This is a genomic window from Bordetella tumulicola (assembly GCF_054779135.1).
In genome coordinates, this window is record NZ_BAAGYU010000006.1 from 218,740 (window position 1) to 235,094 (window position 16,355).

Annotated in this window: 15 protein-coding genes; 12 read left to right on the top strand and 3 right to left on the bottom strand. The window is 58.7% G+C overall.

The window, feature by feature from the left end; translation table 11 throughout:
* Positions 1-46: 46 nt before the first annotated feature.
* Both ACYVDM_RS04975 and ACYVDM_RS04980 read right to left on the bottom strand, forming a co-directional pair.
* Positions 47-1,261, bottom strand: a complete 1,215-nt coding sequence (locus ACYVDM_RS04975) for a glutathione-independent formaldehyde dehydrogenase (RefSeq protein ID WP_009459598.1) — start codon at positions 1,259-1,261, stop codon at positions 47-49.
* A 466-nt stretch (positions 1,262-1,727) separates the two neighbouring features.
* Positions 1,728-2,669, bottom strand: a complete 942-nt coding sequence (locus ACYVDM_RS04980; RefSeq protein WP_009459599.1) for a LysR family transcriptional regulator — start codon at positions 2,667-2,669, stop codon at positions 1,728-1,730.
* Between the two features lie 462 nt (positions 2,670-3,131).
* Between ACYVDM_RS04980 and ACYVDM_RS04985 the strand changes: the two genes are divergently transcribed.
* Positions 3,132-3,593, top strand: coding sequence for a DUF488 domain-containing protein (locus tag ACYVDM_RS04985; RefSeq protein WP_235484278.1), 462 nt, complete (start codon positions 3,132-3,134; stop codon positions 3,591-3,593).
* A 374-nt stretch (positions 3,594-3,967) separates the two neighbouring features.
* The gene (gene uvrB, locus ACYVDM_RS04990) at positions 3,968-5,944 is read left to right on the top strand and encodes an excinuclease ABC subunit UvrB (protein ID WP_009459603.1); all 1,977 of its coding nucleotides are present in this window, start codon (positions 3,968-3,970) and stop codon (positions 5,942-5,944) included.
* 150 nt (positions 5,945-6,094) lie between these two features.
* On the opposite strand, the gene ACYVDM_RS04995 is transcribed toward uvrB, so the two are convergent.
* A complete protein-coding gene (locus ACYVDM_RS04995; protein WP_009459605.1) occupies positions 6,095-7,000 on the bottom strand; it encodes a LysR family transcriptional regulator in 906 nt (301 codons plus the stop codon).
* 154 nt (positions 7,001-7,154) lie between these two features.
* Here ACYVDM_RS04995 and ACYVDM_RS05000 point away from each other — a divergent pair, with 154 nt between their 5' ends.
* The 10 genes from ACYVDM_RS05000 to ACYVDM_RS05045 all read left to right on the top strand — a co-directional run bounded on the left by ACYVDM_RS05000 (position 7,155) and on the right by ACYVDM_RS05045 (position 16,325).
* Positions 7,155-7,562, top strand: a complete 408-nt coding sequence (locus ACYVDM_RS05000) for a ketosteroid isomerase-related protein (RefSeq protein WP_009459611.1) — start codon at positions 7,155-7,157, stop codon at positions 7,560-7,562.
* Position 7,563: 1 nt separating this feature from the next.
* A complete protein-coding gene (locus ACYVDM_RS05005) occupies positions 7,564-8,172 on the top strand; it encodes a GNAT family acetyltransferase (protein ID WP_009459619.1) in 609 nt (202 codons plus the stop codon).
* Positions 8,169-9,059, top strand: coding sequence for a carbon-nitrogen hydrolase family protein (locus ACYVDM_RS05010; RefSeq protein ID WP_009459621.1), 891 nt, complete (start codon positions 8,169-8,171; stop codon positions 9,057-9,059). The genes ACYVDM_RS05005 and ACYVDM_RS05010 overlap by 4 nt, the downstream gene beginning before the upstream one ends.
* 282 nt (positions 9,060-9,341) lie before the next feature.
* Positions 9,342-9,617, top strand: a complete 276-nt coding sequence (gene frmR / locus ACYVDM_RS05015; protein WP_007182548.1) for a formaldehyde-responsive transcriptional repressor FrmR — start codon at positions 9,342-9,344, stop codon at positions 9,615-9,617.
* Between the two features lie 59 nt (positions 9,618-9,676).
* Entirely contained in the window at positions 9,677-10,786 is a 1,110-nt protein-coding gene (locus ACYVDM_RS05020) for an S-(hydroxymethyl)glutathione dehydrogenase/class III alcohol dehydrogenase (protein WP_011871467.1), read from the top strand.
* Between the two features lie 43 nt (positions 10,787-10,829).
* Positions 10,830-11,228, top strand: a complete 399-nt coding sequence (locus ACYVDM_RS05025; RefSeq protein ID WP_009459624.1) for a VOC family protein — start codon at positions 10,830-10,832, stop codon at positions 11,226-11,228.
* Between the two features lie 182 nt (positions 11,229-11,410).
* The gene (locus ACYVDM_RS05030) at positions 11,411-12,745 is read left to right on the top strand and encodes a DUF3422 family protein (protein ID WP_019726353.1); all 1,335 of its coding nucleotides are present in this window, start codon (positions 11,411-11,413) and stop codon (positions 12,743-12,745) included.
* 58 nt (positions 12,746-12,803) lie between these two features.
* The gene (gene fghA, locus ACYVDM_RS05035; RefSeq protein WP_007182551.1) at positions 12,804-13,634 is read left to right on the top strand and encodes an S-formylglutathione hydrolase; all 831 of its coding nucleotides are present in this window, start codon (positions 12,804-12,806) and stop codon (positions 13,632-13,634) included.
* 18 nt (positions 13,635-13,652) lie between these two features.
* Positions 13,653-14,960, top strand: coding sequence for an NAD(P)/FAD-dependent oxidoreductase (locus ACYVDM_RS05040; RefSeq protein WP_019726352.1), 1,308 nt, complete (start codon positions 13,653-13,655; stop codon positions 14,958-14,960).
* A gap of 51 nt (positions 14,961-15,011) precedes the next feature.
* Positions 15,012-16,325, top strand: coding sequence for a replication-associated recombination protein A (locus ACYVDM_RS05045; protein ID WP_009459628.1), 1,314 nt, complete (start codon positions 15,012-15,014; stop codon positions 16,323-16,325).
* Positions 16,326-16,355 lie beyond the last annotated feature (30 nt).

The following is a 16,355-nucleotide window of genomic DNA, read 5'->3' on the forward strand; positions in this document are numbered from 1 at the left end:
CACCAGAAAGTGTGAGACATCCTGATGCGTAGCCCGCGCCGGATACTTACTGCCGCACTGAACCATGCGGGTCGATGACGTACTTGTATGCAGAACCCGCGTCGAACTCTTTGTACGCGGCGGGCGCGTCTTCGAGCTTGATGAACTTAGTGTTCATCATCGGCGAAAGGTAAGGCATGCGATCGTTCAGTATCGCCCGCATTAACGCGTGGTTGTAATTGGCCGTCGGGGATTGACCAGCCGACATTCGCGGCGACTTGATCCAGGCGTTGGACCATTCCAGATCCATATGGCCTTTCTTGGCTTTCGGGTCTTTCGAGATCGGGTTTGCGCAGTACACACCGACCGTGCTGGTCATTCCGCCGAAGCGGACATATTTGAGCATTGCGTTGGTAACAGCGCTCTCCACGATCTTGTCAGCCTCCGCGCCAAACCCGCGGCAGTCCACACCAACATAGTCGATGACGCGATCCACCTCCCTGTGCCCGGTAATGCGTTCGAGATGTTCCTCGATCGGCACGCCGTCGGAAAGGTTGATGGTTTCCACGCCGTGTGGCTTGAGAAGGTCCAGCCGCTCTTGAATGTAATCGGCAACGATGATGGCGCCTGCACCCAGAAGTCTGGCGCAGGCGGCACCCGCTCTGCCGACCGGCCCGGCACCGAAGATCAGGATGTTTTCGCCGACGACGTAGGCCGGTGCGGCTGGCCAATCAGGGCCAGCGAACCCATGGAAAGCTGTGGGTAGTACGTCAGAGAGAAGGGTCAGGTCGCGGATCTTTTCCATGGCGGCATCCTTGTCAGGAAAGCGCAGGAGATTGAAATCCGCATACGGTACGAAGAGATAATCACCTTGGCCCCCCGTCCAGCCACCGAGGTTGAACCCGTAGGCTCCGCAGTCGATTTCGGGGTTGGTGTTCTCGCATACATCGGAGCGCATATGCTTGCAGTTGTAGCAACGCCCACAACCCACATTGAAGGGGACGGAAACGATGTCGCCCTTCTTCACGACTTCGACGTCTGATCCCACTTCGATCACTTCGCCGGTCATTTCATGGCCCATGGTCATTCCCTTGGGAACAGCAAACGAACCGCGATAAATGTGAAGGTCGCTGCCACAGATATTTGTGGTAACTATTTTGAGGATAGCGCCGTGGGGTGCACTTTTCCCTTGAGGGGTTATCAGCTCTGGAAATTTGAAGGTGTTGACCTTCATTTCCAAGGGCTTCTCGAAAGTCACGATTCGGTTACCGGTCGGAGTCATTTCGTCACCTCTGTGCGTTAATGTTTCCATCTTCTAAATCGAAGTGGGAAACGAGACTTACCGCTGTCAAGAAGAACGATCGTGGTACTGCCTAGCCGTTGGCCGCGTCTCCTTCTGCGGTCTTGACAGCATCGGATCAAGCTCAGAAGTGGTCAAACTGGAATAATCTATGTGCAGATAGACACGATCTATCTACACGGGCTCGTCGAGCCGTGCTCGTCTCCTAGCTGGGAGAGGACAACGATCATCACTACATCGCGCCTCCTAGCTTGATCTAGGAATAGTCAGCTTGACCCAGCGAGACATGAGGAGGCCGCATGCAGCAGGTACTCCTGTCGCCCGTGTTGCCCCTAGACCTGGTGGCCTTCGATGGGTTGCTCAGCACGTGGCGCCTGTTAGCGGCGCACACGGCGTGCCTGCCATCTTTGCCTGGTTGAAGCAATACAGCGTTGCTCTTCGAGACTCGCTATTTCAAGGGGCTTTGGGATGAGTCTGCTTTGGGCTGGAACCGACGATGGATCGATATAACGGATTGAAGAGCGGCGGCCAGTTCTGGGGTGTGCACCATTTCGAGCAATGCGTGCGATGACGGTGCCTCGAACGCATTTTTCCCAGCAACGAATCCGACATTTGAGTGTGACATTGGTCCACTGATACCGATTGCGTGGAGATTCGGAATGTGTGCGAGTTGGCCGGCGAGAGATTGCGGAAGAACTGCCGAATATTTTCCTGTCGCCACGTGTGCCGATAGCACGTCAATTGAATCAGTGCGAATAGTCTGTGCGGTACATTGCGTCAGTCTATCTTGAATGGATTCAGGTACTGCCGAGTTCAGCAGGCACAGTTGTCTATTAAGAACATGGTCCCACGTTGTGCTTCGGGGTTGCTGTGTTCTAGCGGCGTGAAAAAGGAAAATGCGTTCACGGTACAGAAGGTGAGTATCGAAGTCTTCCCCTGGAATATCCTCCAAATGCATGAGTGCGATATCCAGATTGTTTTCTCGAATCGCCTGCAGCAGGGAAGAAGCGCCGGAGACCAGAATTGATTGTTGAAGTAAAGGTGTTTTTTCGGCAAGGGCGATGCTTAATGTGGGTGCTACGCCGGCAGTTCCTGGGAGTATCCCTAGCCGGAATTTCCCCTCTATACCCCGCCGTAGTGCGGAGATTTCTCGCTCCAGTCCTTTGCAGTCGTCATACATCTGCTGAGCCCAAGACAGTACGCGCATTCCTTCAGAAGTGAGCCCGTCGTAGCGTCGGCCATGACGCACGATCTCGACACCCATGTCTTCCTCCAATTGCTTGATGCCCGCGGAGAGTGTCGGCTGAGAAACATTGCAGCTTTTTGCCGCGTTGCCAAAATGGCCTTCACGGTGCAAAGCAAGCAAGTATTCAAAGTTTCTTACGATCATAGATTTTCTTCTGATAGAGTTGATTGAATTTTATACTTTTATGAAAAAACCTGTGCACGCTTCGATCTGCGTTCAACCTTGATCACGCAGGTGGCACGCATGAAAGGCTGTTGTGCGCAGTGCCCATTCAGTAGGCTCGGCTCGTCATCGGCGGCCAGCACCACAACGCACGGGACAGCCAATAGCGCGAACACAGGTGCTTCGCGCTGTAGGGCGAGTCGTCCTCATGTAGCTTAGCAGTTGGCGCGTTCTGGAAGGGAAGAAGCGGGAGTGGTGAAGCACGCAACCGCAAAAGGCGGTGCTAAGCTCTTGAGCTGCTCGGGTCGTGGCCGCGAGTCGTTGAAGCGGCCAGAGAATGGAGCCTGCCGTGGCCGTTGTGGAGTAGCTAGTACGCCATGCCCCCGGCGTTTCCTTGGCTGCGATTGACGGGCGTACCTGGCGGCAGATCAATAACAGCCATTTATGGATGAAGGAACGAGTGGAGTAAGGCAGATGAAGATATTCACGATTGGATTCACTAAGACCTCCGCGCGATCCTTCTTCACCAAATTAGGTGATTCTGGTGCCAAACGCCTAGTCGATGTTCGTCTGAATAATGTTTCGCAATTGGCCGGCTTCGCAAAGCGCGAGGATCTTCGGTATTTTTCCGAGGCGTTGTGTGGGATGGAATATGAGCACCTGCCAGCACTTGCTCCAACCAAGGACATGTTCGAGGCATATAAAATAAAAGGGGGAGATTGGGATATCTACGCGAGGAAGTTTCTGGATTTAATGTCGTCCCGAAAGATTGAGTCAATCGATAAAGAAAAGATTGATAACAGTTGCCTGCTTTGCAGCGAAGACAAGCCCCATCACTGCCATCGGAGGCTAGTGGCCGAGTACCTTGCAGGCAAATGGCCGAATGTTGAGATCGTGCATCTTTAGCAGGTGACGTAGCTCCACGCCTCCGGCGTCTCGTCTTGATGGCTGAGAGAGGCAAAGGCGCGCATCGGCGGGAGCCGCCGCCACACATGGGGCGTACAGAGCAATCTCGCCCGCCACGACTCGATGTCGGCGCTGAACGAGGCGAGTAGCTCCAGGTGCATTGGCAGACGGGCCGCTGGCTGACGTCGTGGCGCTCGGCGGATATGCACTGGGAAGCCCGCCCGTGTGTTGGGCTATCATGTTGGCGACGCCTACGCCCAGGTGGGGCGTGGCAGGATCGCCGTCATTTACACCCCAGTTTGGTACTGCTATAGGTCTTCCGAAATAGCCGATACATCAGGACAAATTGAAGTAGCTCAATTAGGAGATATCTAATGTCAACCGGTACGTTCATTCTGCACTCCAGCTATACGCCGGCGGGGGACCAGCCAGAGGCGATAGCGCGCCTGCTATCGGACATAGAAGAAGGTGCGACACACCAGACGCTGAAGGGTATCACCGGCTCTGGTAAGACCTTTACGATGGCCAATGTGATTCATCGTCTGAAGCGGCCCACGTTGATCTTGGCTCCTAACAAGACATTGACCGCGCAGCTTTATGGTGAAATGAAGCACTTCTTTCCTGAGAATGCTGTCGAGTACTTCGTTTCCTACTACGATTATTTTCAGCCCGAGATTTATATGCCGGGCACCGATCGTTTCATTCCAAAGGACTCGGCCATCAACGATCACCTTGAGCGCCTACGCCTGTCCACGACCAAATCCTTGATTGAGCGCCGCGATGTGATCGTCGTCGCTTCGGTGTCTTCAATCTACGGCCTGGGTGACCCGGAGGCGTACCGAGCGTTGCAGATCGCTCTGTCCCCTGGGGTCAAACTAAACCAGAGAGAGCTGATTCGTCGTTTGGCTCTGCTGCAATATGATCGCACTGAGCGCACTCTCAAACGTGCAACGTTTCGCGCTCAAGGTGATGTGATCGATATCTTTCCTGCTGATTCCGAGCATAGGGCAGTTCGGGTGGAACTGCTGGATGACTCTGTTGCGTCTGTTCAATGGCTAGACCCTGTTACAGGTAAAACGCTTGGGGCAATTGACCATTACTTGGTTTCGCCAAAGACGCTTTTTGCACCGCCCACGAATAAAATAGATTCCGCGTCCAAGAAGATACTCGCTGATATGGAAGAGCGGGTTGCCGAGCTGAACAGGAATAATCGCTTGGTCGAGGCAAACAGGCTGTACGAGCGGATCACGCATGACGTGGAGATGATGCGCGAGGTAGGCTATTGTTCGGGCATGGAAAATTATTCCTGCTACTTCAGCGAACGGGACCCGGCCTCGCCTCCGATCACATTGCTGGATTACCTGCCGAAAGATGGGCTTCTGTTCGTCGATGAATCCCACGTCATGGTGCCACAGATATCCGCAATGTACCGGGGGGATCAGGCGCGCAAGGAGACGTTGATAGATTACGGGTTCCGCTTGCCTTCGTCTAAGAACAATCGCCCGTTGAACTTTGGTGAATTTGAGAAGGTCAAGCCTCAGACCATCTTTGTTTCCGCTACTCCGGGAGACTACGAGCTGAGGGTGTCGAAAGACAGGGTTGTCGAACAAGTTATCAGACCAACGGGACTGCTTGATCCCAAGGTTGAGGTGCGGAAAGCGGACGGATACATAGATGACCTGCTTGCCGAAATATCGAAGTGCGTGAAGAAGAAAAATCGCGTGCTCGTGACTACGCTGACGAAGGTCAGTGCAGAAGAGCTAACGGATTTCTTGACGGACAACGGGATTCGAGCGCGCTACATGCATTCGGACATAAAAGCGGAGGATCGTGTTGAGATCATCAATGGCCTGCGCGCAGGAGAGTTCGATGTTTTGATTGGGATTAGTCTTTTGCGCGAAGGGCTGGATATTCCAGAGGCATCATTGGTTGCTATTCTCGATGCAGACCGTGCAGGATTCTTGCGTTCGGCCCATGCTCTCATTCAGATGATAGGTCGAGTCGCTCGGAATGAAAACGGCAAGGCGATCTTGTACGCCGACGCGGTGACTCCGGCGATGAAACAGGCGATCGATGAAACCAATAGGCGCAGGCAGCTTCAAATTGCCTTTAACGAGGAAAATGGGATTTCTCCGGCCTCGTCTGTGCGAAAACTAGCAGGAGAAGAGACGAATACGGAGGAGCCCACCGTTCACTCCGAGGCTTTCTGCGAGAATTTGTCCGACCTTTGCGATCAGATCACTGCCAAGGAACAGCAGCTACTCGAATTTACCGATACCGGTGACGAGCAGCGCGTCGAAGATATTCGTCGTCAGTTGGATGGTTTGTACCGGCAATTCATTTACATCTAATCGTTTGCCGGCATAGGGTTGCATGGCCGACCGATCTGCACCTGGCGCAAGCGGGCAGACGGTCGGCTCATCATTCAACCGGAGGGGCGAGCCGCCAAGGCTCAGTGCCCCGCTTTCCAGGGCGTGTGCCTTTCAGTGTCTTGCGACGTGTCAGCGCAAAGCTGGCAACGATCCAACGGCGACCAGCATTTCATCAAATACCGCTCGAACCCTTCCCGGAATGGGGCCACGCTGAGGCCGATAGACGTACAACCCCCATGCCGGAGGTTCTTCGCTCTCCAACACTCGCACGAGCTTCCCGCTGGCAATGTAGGGGGCGGCCATGTAGTCCGCCAGTTGCGCGAACGCGATCCCGGCCAGCGCCGCTCCCATTTCCATGTCGGCATTGTCGGCGACGAGAGTGGGTGCGGCAGGTGTCCACTGGCGTCCCGCCTTGAAGTGCCAAGGCCAGGGACGGCCGGTATTGATATCCAAGGCCACGGTAGCTGGCAGGCTGCTTAGCGCATCGATGTTTTCAGGTACGCCCACTTTCTTGATCAGGCGCGGAGCGGCAACGATCGGAAGTTTCATGTCGGCTGCCTTGCGTGCGACGAAGCGGCTATCACGCATGAATCCGACCCTGATTCCGACGTCAATCCCTTCGTCAACCGTATTGCTGATGCGATCGGACAGGCGCACATCCAGCGTGATGTCGGGATGACGCGCGGCCACGCGCTCCAGTGCCGGCAGCACCGCTCTGGTGCCCAAGCTGTGCGGTGCGGTGATGCGAACCGTACCGGACAGGGATGCCTGCTGGTCGGAGCCAGGCGTTCGCCACAGATCCTCGAACCGCTCCAATGCCGGGCGCACCTGGTCTAACAGCCCTTCGCCGAAGGCGGTGATGCGCACCTGGCGCGTGCTTCGATGAAACAACACCTCGCCGTAGTGTTGCTCCAGTTGCTGGATGGCACGGGTGACACCTTGCGGAGAAGTCCCCAGCCGGACGGCTGCATCGCGAAAACTGCTGCTTTCGGCCGCCACCCGAAAGATGCGCAGTAGTTCCATTTCCTTGTTCATGACGCACGCCTCATGGTCGGTTTCGCCGCTCGTTAATTGTTCCAGATGGTGGAATTATAAAATCGCAACAATTCCATATACAAGGGAGGCGCGGTTGCCCAGACTGACAGCACCCCGGAATGCTCCGCTCCGAACAACCCAACAAGGAACGCGAATGAACGCTGCGACTCTCATCACTGCCTACTACGACGCCTTCAACCGCGGTGACCGCGAGGCCATGCTGTCAATGTTGACCGATGACGTCGCGCACGATTTGAACCAGGGCGCTCGTGAGGTCGGTCGCGAAGCCTTCCGCGCCTTCCTGCAGCGCATGGACCGCTGCTATGGCGAGCAACTCCGCGGGATCGTGGTGATGGTCAGCGCCGACGGCCTGCGCGCAGGCGCGGAGTACGTGGTGCATGGCGAATACAAGGTGACGGACGACGGGCTGCCGGACGCCCAGGGCCAGCGCTACGTGCTGCCGGGTGGCGCGTTCTTCGAGATCCGCGATGGCAAGATCGCTCGTGTCACCAACTACTACAACCTCGGCGACTGGATCGCACAGGTCGGAGGGGACGCCTGAAATGACCAGCGACGTGCAGGTGCTGGTTCGTCGTGGGCCGGACATTGCCGAATGGTTCGACACCGTGGCACATCTGCGGGCGAAGGTCTTCCGCAGCTTTCCATACCTGTACGAGGGCGACATCGAATACGAGAAGCACTACCTTTCCATGTACGCCCGTTCGGCAGACAGCCTGTTGGTGCTCGTGCTCGCTGATGACGTGGTTGTGGGTGCGTCCACGGGGTTGCCGCTCGGCGATACGGAGCCGGCCTTCCAGGTACCGTTCGCCGATCGAGGAATCCCGATGGAGGCAGTGTTTTACTGCGGCGAATCAGTCCTGCTCCCAGCCTTTCGGGGCCTTGGCCTGGGCCATCGCTTCTTTGACGAACGCGAAGCGCATGCCCGTTCGTTGGGCGGCATGCAGTGGACATCGTTCGCGTCGGTGGATCGAGCAGACGACGATCCCCGGCGTCCTTCCAACTACCGCAGTAATGATGCCTTCTGGACCCGTCGTGGCTACGTGCGACAGTCGGACATGAAGGTTACGCTGCCCTGGAAGGAGGTGGGTGAGCCGACCGAAACCGAGCAGACGCTCACGATGTGGCTGCACTCTCTGGAGAACGCGAAGTGAAAGTAGCAGTTGCGAAATATGCAGTGGGTAAGCCGACGGACTTCGAGGCATTTGCTGCGCGGCAGCGACTGGTTCTGGAGGAGGCGCGCCGTGGCGGAGCGGAACTGGCCGTGTTGCCCGAGTATCTATCCCTCGAACTGGCTGCAACGTTCAAGCCTAGCATCCGCCGTGATTTCAACGCCTCTCTGGCCGCGCTGCAGGCCTTGCAGCCTGCTTGGCTGGCACTGTATGCCGACCTGTCGCGCGAGTTGTGCATGACCATTCAGGCCGGTACGTTTTTGACCCAGGTTGGTTTGGACCGCTACCGCAACCGAGCTTGGTGGTTTGCGCCTGACGGTACACGCGACTACCAGGACAAACTGCAGTTGACGGGGTTCGAGAAGGACACCGGCGTCATCGAAGGTGGCGACGAACTCAAGGTGTTCGACCTGAACGGTGTGCGTGCCGGCATCGCTGTTTGCTATGACAGTGAGTTTCCATTGCCCGTGCGAGCCCAGAGAGAGGCGGGAGTGCGCCTGCTGCTGGTCCCGAGCTGTACCGACACCCAAGCAGGTGCAACCCGGGTCCGTGTGGGCTGCATGGCGCGGGCGCTGGAGAACCGAATGTTCATCGCGCAGGCCGTGACGACCGGAGCTGCTGACTGGAGTCCGGCGTTGGACACGAACACTGGCGAGGCCACGATCTATGCACCAATGGATCGTGGATTCCCGGATGATGGCATTCTCGCGACGACTTGCGGCACGCAGACATGGGCGATCGGTGATCTTGACGTTGAAGCACTCGAACGAAACCAGGAACAGGCCCAGGTTGCGGTCGATCGTGACTGGGACGGCCAGATGTTGCCTGCACTGCGGAAGGCTCGGTATTCGGGTCGTCAGGTCGCCTAGCCGGTCTCATCTTGTTAGCTTCAGTTCGATGAGTCGGCTTAGATAGGCCACGTCTATCTGCGCATAGATTTTTCCAGTTTGACCAGTTTTGAACTTGCCCCGATGCTGTCGATACATGCAAGAAATATTCATTAATTTGAATGTTTTGCGCTTCTTGGGAACAAATCTGTACTAGCCTGTAAGCGTGCTCGAAGAGCACAGATTTTGTGGCGAAGTTCGGCCGCATATACTATGGGGGAGTATTGTATAATGCGGCGGTGTACCCAAGTAGAGAGGTGTTCGATGCCACACAGCCCGGAAGAAAAGAAGCAAGCACTGACGCGCATCAGGCGCATCAAAGGTCAGGTAGCGACTCTTGAGCAAGCGCTTGATGCAGGTGCGGAATGTCCTGCAATTCTTCAGCAGCTTGCGGCCGTTCGTGGGGCAGTCAACGGATTGATGGCAACGGTTCTGGAGAGCTATCTGCGGGAAGAGTTTCCCAGTAGCGAAATCAGGAGCGATTCGCAGAACAAGTCCATTGACGAGACCATCTCTATCGTCCGCTCCTATCTGCGGTAGAGGCACCAGGGTGCCCTCGGTGAGGGCAAATTTAGTTAGCTAGTAAAGGAAGCGACATCATGAAATCACGTGCAGCAGTTGCCTTCGGGCCAGGAAAGCCGCTGGAAATCGTCGAGATCGACGTCGAGCCGCCGCGCAAGGGCGAGGTGCTCATCAAGATCACGAACACCGGCGTTTGCCATACCGACGCCTTCACCCTGTCGGGCGACGACCCCGAAGGTCTCTTCCCGGTCGTGCTGGGTCATGAAGGTGCGGGTATCGTCGTGGAGGTGGGTGAAGGTGTGACCAGCGTGAAGCCTGGCGATCACGTCATTCCCCTCTATACCGCCGAGTGCGGCGAGTGCCTGTTCTGCAAGTCCGGCAAGACCAACCTGTGTGTCGCGGTTCGTGCAACCCAGGGTAAGGGGCTGATGCCCGATGGTACGACTCGCTTCTCGTACAACGGTCAGCCGCTTTACCACTACATGGGCTGCTCGACCTTCAGCGAATACACGGTCGTCGCCGAAGTCTCGCTGGCCAAGATCAACCCGGACGCCAATCCCGAGCACGTCTGCCTGCTGGGCTGCGGCGTGACCACCGGCATCGGCGCCGTGCACAACACGGCCAAAGTGCAGCCGGGCGACTCGGTGGCCATCTTCGGCCTCGGCGGCATCGGTCTCGCCGCGATTCAGGGTGCACGCCAGGCCAAAGCGGGCCGCATCATCGCCATCGATACCAATCCGGCGAAGTTCGAGCTGGCTCGTACCTTCGGCGCGACCGAATGCCTCAATCCGAAGGACTTCGACAAGCCGATTCACGAGGTTCTCATCGAGATGACCGGCTGGGGTGTCGATCACACCTTCGAGTGCATCGGCAACGTCAACGTGATGCGTTCGGCTCTGGAAGCTGCCCATCGTGGCTGGGGCCAGTCGATCGTCATCGGTGTCGCCGGTGCCGGCAAGGAAATCTCGACCCGTCCGTTCCAGTTGGTCACCGGCCGGACTTGGAAGGGCTCTGCTTTCGGCGGGGTCAAGGGGCGTACCCAACTTCCGGGCATGGTGGAAGACGCAATGAAAGGCGAGATCGATCTCGCCCCGTTCGTCACCCACACCATGGGTCTCGACGAGATCAACCACGCCTTCGACCTGATGCATGAAGGCAAGTCGATTCGCACGGTGATCCACTACTGATCACCCACTATCCATTCAACACCAACCATCAAGGAAACTAACCATGTCCACTCCTGTCATTTCCGGCGACGGCATCTTCTCGCACGTCTTCATCGGCGCCGCCGACGTCCAGAAGTCGGCCGCGTTCTACGACGCCGCCCTGGGTGCTCTCGGCATCAAGAACCTCGGTCCTTTCGGCAACGGATGGGTGCTTTTCGGTCGCGAAAAGCCGGCTTTCATCATCGCCCGTCCGGGCAATGGTGAAGCGCCTTCGAGCAACGGCGTGACGGTCGGCTTTGCGGCCGCCACTCCCGCCGAAGTGGATGCCTTCCACGCCGCCGGCCTTGCCGCAGGCGGCACCGACGAGGGCCAGCCTGGCCCGCGTGGCCACCTGCCGGGTGCCTATGCGGCCTACCTGCGTGATCCGGCGGGCAACAAGGTCTGCTCGTACACCTTCGTCTGAAAGCTAGGAAGCTGAGGGCGTTCTGAAAGGGCCAGCACAAGCCTCTACACGGCGAGCCTATTAGACGGACCGTGTAGAGCGGTGTCTGCTCATGAAGATCGGCCCGCAGCCATGTGCGAAACGCATGGCTGCGGGCATTTGCTTTGAAGCGTGTTTTTCAACCAAGAAGAAATGAGGTCGTTATGAAAGAGCCGGCCAACATAAATACGACGACCGTACAACCCACCCCGACCGCCACCGTGTACGGCATGCCGGCCTACACCGATCGTGCTGCCGCCGTGGGTGAAGTGCATGCGCGCCCGCATCTGTTGATTCAGGCCCCGCGCGGCATATTGCAGCTCGCTTTCATGACCGAAGGCGACCAGGCCAAGGATCAGATGGCGATGAGCGAGTTGTCTCATCGCTTCGGCGTTGCCGAACCCGACCATGCTACGCCGCTTCACGGCGTGACATGGGACGAAGGAGACCTGCACTGTGAAAAGCACACCGAGTTCTCGACGTATCTCTGGTGCGCTTCGCTGGATTCCGAGACGGGAGAGCCGTGCGGCGAAAACCCGTTCAGGCATGGATTTGTGCCTCCCGGCCCGGTCGTATCCGGCATCCGTTTGAGACTTCTTCCGTGGACGCCGGAAACGGAGAAGGAGGCCGATCGCTTCGATCCTGCCAGCCTGTGCTACTCGCTGGTGGAGAACGGCTCTGCCGCCATTCTGACCGACTTCCGACAGGATGAGGATGGCCTGACGCAGATCCTCGTCCTGGCCCGCGATTTGACCCCGGCGCGGGCGGGTGCGCTGGCTCAACGTCTGCTGGAGATCGAGACCTACCGTACCTTGGCGTTGCTGTCCCTGCCGTTGACACGATCGATGACGTCGGAGCTGCGACGCATGGAGTCGCGCCTTGCGGCGATCACCGACGAGATGTGTACGAGCTTGGTGGAACGGCGCGACAGCGACGTGCTGCTGTCCGAATTGACCGGCCTGGCTGCCGAGCTGGAAGCTGGAGTTGCGGCGAATCTCTATCGCTTCGGTGCCAGCCGTGCCTACTACGAGATCGTCGAGGAAAGGCTGGCAGCGCTTTCGGAAGAGGCCGTATCCGGGTACTGCACCTGGGCGGATTTCCTGCAGCGCCGCATCGCTCCAGCCATGCGGACATGCCAATCCGTAAAGGAGCGCCAGGCCAAGCTCTCAGACAAGCTGACCCGGGCCATCGCGTTGCTGCGTTCCTGGATCGACGTTGAGCTTGAACGCCAGAACCGCGATCTGCTGGCGTCGATGAACAACCGGGCCAAGATGCAATTGCGCCTTCAGCAGACCGTCGAAGGCCTGTCGGTCGCGGCAATTTCTTATTACGTCGTGAGTCTTCTCGGCTACTTGCTCAAGGGCATTCCGATGGTTCACGACAGCGTGGCGCCGGTGATGGCGGTTCTGGTGCCTGCGGTGATGCTGACGATCTGGTGGATCGTGCGCAGGATCAGGCATGCCCACGGCGACACGGTGGCGGAAGAGAAATCTTCCTGACGAGCTGCCGTCTTGGCGCGCGAGAGCTGCGCCGTTCCTTTGAACATAGGAGAACTACATGGAACGCATCGAACATCACGCCAGCTTTGATGGTTGGCAGGACGTTTATCAGCATGAATCGACGACGCTCGGTTGCACGATGAAGGTCGGCGTCTATCTGCCTCCGCAGGCGCAGCACGGCAAAGTGCCGGTGCTGTACTGGCTTTCGGGCCTGACCTGCACCGAGCAGAACTTCATCACCAAGTCCGCCGTCCAGCGCTACGCGGCCGAACATGGCATTGCCGTCGTCGCGCCCGATAGCAGCGCTCGCGGCGAAGGCGTTGCCGACGATCCTGCCTATGACCTCGGACAGGGCGCGGGGTTCTACGTCAATGCCACACAGGAACCCTGGGCTGCGAATCATCGGATGTACGACTACGTCGTGCAGGAACTGCCGGCGCTGATCGAGGCCCACTTTCCCGTGACAGCGGAGCGGAGCATCAGCGGCCATTCCATGGGAGGACACGGTGCTCTGGTCATCGCCCTGCGCAACCCGGGCCGTTATCGAAGCGTCTCGGCCTTCTCGCCCATCGTCGCCCCCACCCAGGTTCCCTGGGGGCACAAGGCCTTCGAGGCGTACCTGGGCAGCGATCGGGAGGTGTGGAAACAGTACGACACCGTGGAGCTGATTCGCACCGTGCAGGAGCGTTTGCCGTTGCTGGTGGACCAGGGCTTGGGCGACGAGTTCCTGGAGAGCCAGCTTCAGCCCGACCTGCTGCGCAAGGCCTGCGACGAGACGGGGCACCCGCTCACGTTGAATCTGCGCCCAGGCTACGACCACAGCTACTACTTCATTGCCAGTTTCATTGGCGAGCATATGGCACACCACGCATCGGCGCTGAAACGCTGAGAGAGAGGAGATCAGGTCATGACAAAGACCTCCAAAAACCGACATCACGTCGTCATTATCGGAGCGGGCTTCGGCGGGATCGAGGTTGCCAACCAGCTTGCTGGTGCCGAGGTCGATGTGACGATCATCGATCGGCGCAATCATCACCTGTTCCAACCCTTGCTTTACCAGGTTGCAGGGGCGTCACTTTCGACATCCGAGATCGCCTGGCCTATTCGCTATCTCTTCCGAAATCGCCCGGAAGTGAACACCTTGATGGCGGAAGTGGAAGGTATCGACCAGGACGCGCGTCAGGTCATTCTCAACAATGGATTGCGGCAAACCTACGACACGCTCGTGCTCGCGACAGGCGCTACCCATGCCTACTTCGGACACGACGAATGGGGGGCTTTCGCGCCGGGGTTGAAGACGCTGGAAGATGCCACGACCATTCGGGGCCGAATCCTCGCGGCTTTCGAGGAGGCTGAGCGCACGAGCGATCCTCAGCAGCGTGCCGCGCTGCAGACGTTCGTCATCATCGGTGGTGGTCCCACCGGGGTTGAATTGGCCGGAACCATCGCCGAGCTTGCACGAGACACGCTGGCGCGTGACTTTCGCTCGATCGACCCGAGCACGTCGCGGGTTGTACTGATCGAGGCTGGCCCGCGTCTGTTGTCCGTCTTTCCAGAGGATCTTTCGGCCTATACGCGCCAGGCGCTCGAAAAGCTCGGCGTCGAGGTCGTGCTGGGTACGCCGGTCACCGAATGCTCGGCCGATGGCGTGGTGTACGGTGGCAAGCCCCTTTCGGCCAAGACCATCGTCTGGGCCGCCGGAGTCCAGGCGTCTCCCGCGGCTCGCTGGCTGGGCGCTGCGTCTGATCGTGCGGGTCGGGTGGTCGTTGGCCCTGACCTGACGGTGGCCGGTCGGCCGGAGGTCTTCGCCATCGGCGATACAGCCTCGTGCACCATGGCCGATGGGAAGCCCGTGCCGGGCATCGCCCCGGCCGCCAAACAGCAAGGGAAGTACGTCGCCAACCTCATTGGACGGCGTTTGAAGGGCAAGCCCGCTGACGGACCTTTCAAATACCGGCATCAGGGGAACCTGGCCACCATCGGCCGCAGCCTGGCGGTGATTGACATGGGGCGGGTGAAGCTGCGTGGTGCCTTTGCGTGGTGGATCTGGAAGCTGGCGCACATCTACTTTCTGATCGGTACGCGAAATCGTCTCAGCGTCGCTTTGAGCTGGGTATGGAACCACAGCATCGGCTACCGCGGCTCTCGCATCATCATGCATGCGATTAGCGACAAAGAGCCCGCGGCGTTGGACAAATCCGGCTCCCTGGATTGAGGTGCCAACGTTATCGGAACGTCAACTATCAGAAATGCCAGGGAGAGGAACTTGACCGATCTATTCACGACAAAGCCCAAGCCTCCCTTGGCCGAACTCCTGCGGCCCAAGACGCTGGATGAATTCGTCGGGCAACGGCACTTGCTCGGCCCCGGCAAGCCGCTTCGTCTCGCGTTCGAGGCGGGCAAGTTGCACTCGTTCATCCTCTGGGGGCCGCCAGGCGTGGGCAAGACCACCCTGGGGCGCCTGGCCGCCAGTGCGACCGACAGCCGATTCATCGCCATCTCGGCCGTGCTTGCCGGGGTGAAGGACATCCGGCAAGCCATCGACGAGGCCCAGGCAGAACTGGACAACCATGGTCGATCGACGGTGCTTTTCGTCGATGAGATCCATCGCTTCAACAAGGCGCAGCAGGATGCCCTACTGCCCCATGTCGAGTCGGGGCTCCTGACCCTGGTGGGGGGGACGACCGAGCATCCGGGGCTGGCGGTCAATTCCGCGCTGCTCTCGCGCGCGCAGGTCTATACCCTCGAACCGCTGTCCGGCGACGAACTGAACCAGCTCTACGAACGCGCACTGCCGCATCTCCAGGGCGTCACGTTGGACGCGGACGCGCTGGATCTGCTCAAGGGCTTTGCCGATGGCGATGGCAGGCGCTTCCTCAATCTGCTTGAGCAGGTGACGAATGCTGCGTCGGGCGCGGGCAAGGCCGTGGTCGATGGCGAGTTTGCCAAACTGTCCACCAGCCCATCACTGCGCAGGTTCGACAAGGGCGGCGACGAGTTCTACTGGCAGCTCTCCGCCTTCCACAAGTCGCTGCGGGGCTCCGACCCCGACGCGGCCCTGTACTGGCTGGCCCGCATCCTCGACGGCAGCGGCGACGTCAGCCAGGTGACGCGCCGCATGATCGTGGTGGCCAGCGAAGACATCGGCAATGCCGACCCGCAGGCGCTGCAACTGGCGCTCAATGCCGCGCTGGCTTATGAGAGGCTGGGTTCCCCCGAAGGCGAAATACCGATTGCCCACGCGGCGACCTACCTTGCTGCCGCCCCCAAGTCGAACGCTGCCTATGCCGCCTGGAACAAGGCGAAGGCCTTCGTCAAGAACAACGGCTCCCTGCCTGTGCCTCTCCATCTTCGCAATGCGCCGACGAAGCTGATGCAGCAGATGGGGTATCACGAAGGCTACCGCTACGCCCATGACGAGCCCAACGGCTATGCCGCTGGGCAAAGCTACTTTCCCGAGGGCGTGGCGCGGCCGGGCTGGTATCAGCCAACGGACAGAGGTGTTGAGCGCAGGCTGGGAGAAAGGCTTACTTGGCTGCGCTCGCTGGATGATGGGACGCTGCCAGAGGCGGACGCCTGACTGGTCGTCTCCGAAACCGGCTCATCGCGA

Coding starts and splice junctions, on each gene's coding strand:
- ACYVDM_RS04980 (WP_009459599.1), bottom strand. CDS start 2,669: ATGATCGTAAGAAACTTTGAATACTTGCTTGCTTTGCACCGTGAAGGC.
- uvrB (WP_009459603.1), top strand. CDS start 3,968: ATGTCAACCGGTACGTTCATTCTGCACTCCAGCTATACGCCGGCGGGG.
- frmR (WP_007182548.1), top strand. CDS start 9,342: ATGCCACACAGCCCGGAAGAAAAGAAGCAAGCACTGACGCGCATCAGG.
- ACYVDM_RS05030 (WP_019726353.1), top strand. CDS start 11,411: ATGAAAGAGCCGGCCAACATAAATACGACGACCGTACAACCCACCCCG.
- ACYVDM_RS05020 (WP_011871467.1), top strand. CDS start 9,677: ATGAAATCACGTGCAGCAGTTGCCTTCGGGCCAGGAAAGCCGCTGGAA.
- ACYVDM_RS05040 (WP_019726352.1), top strand. CDS start 13,653: ATGACAAAGACCTCCAAAAACCGACATCACGTCGTCATTATCGGAGCG.
- ACYVDM_RS04975 (WP_009459598.1), bottom strand. CDS start 1,261: ATGACTCCGACCGGTAACCGAATCGTGACTTTCGAGAAGCCCTTGGAA.
- ACYVDM_RS04995 (WP_009459605.1), bottom strand. CDS start 7,000: ATGAACAAGGAAATGGAACTACTGCGCATCTTTCGGGTGGCGGCCGAA.
- ACYVDM_RS05000 (WP_009459611.1), top strand. CDS start 7,155: ATGAACGCTGCGACTCTCATCACTGCCTACTACGACGCCTTCAACCGC.
- ACYVDM_RS05005 (WP_009459619.1), top strand. CDS start 7,564: ATGACCAGCGACGTGCAGGTGCTGGTTCGTCGTGGGCCGGACATTGCC.
- fghA (WP_007182551.1), top strand. CDS start 12,804: ATGGAACGCATCGAACATCACGCCAGCTTTGATGGTTGGCAGGACGTT.
- ACYVDM_RS04985 (WP_235484278.1), top strand. CDS start 3,132: ATGGATGAAGGAACGAGTGGAGTAAGGCAGATGAAGATATTCACGATT.
- ACYVDM_RS05025 (WP_009459624.1), top strand. CDS start 10,830: ATGTCCACTCCTGTCATTTCCGGCGACGGCATCTTCTCGCACGTCTTC.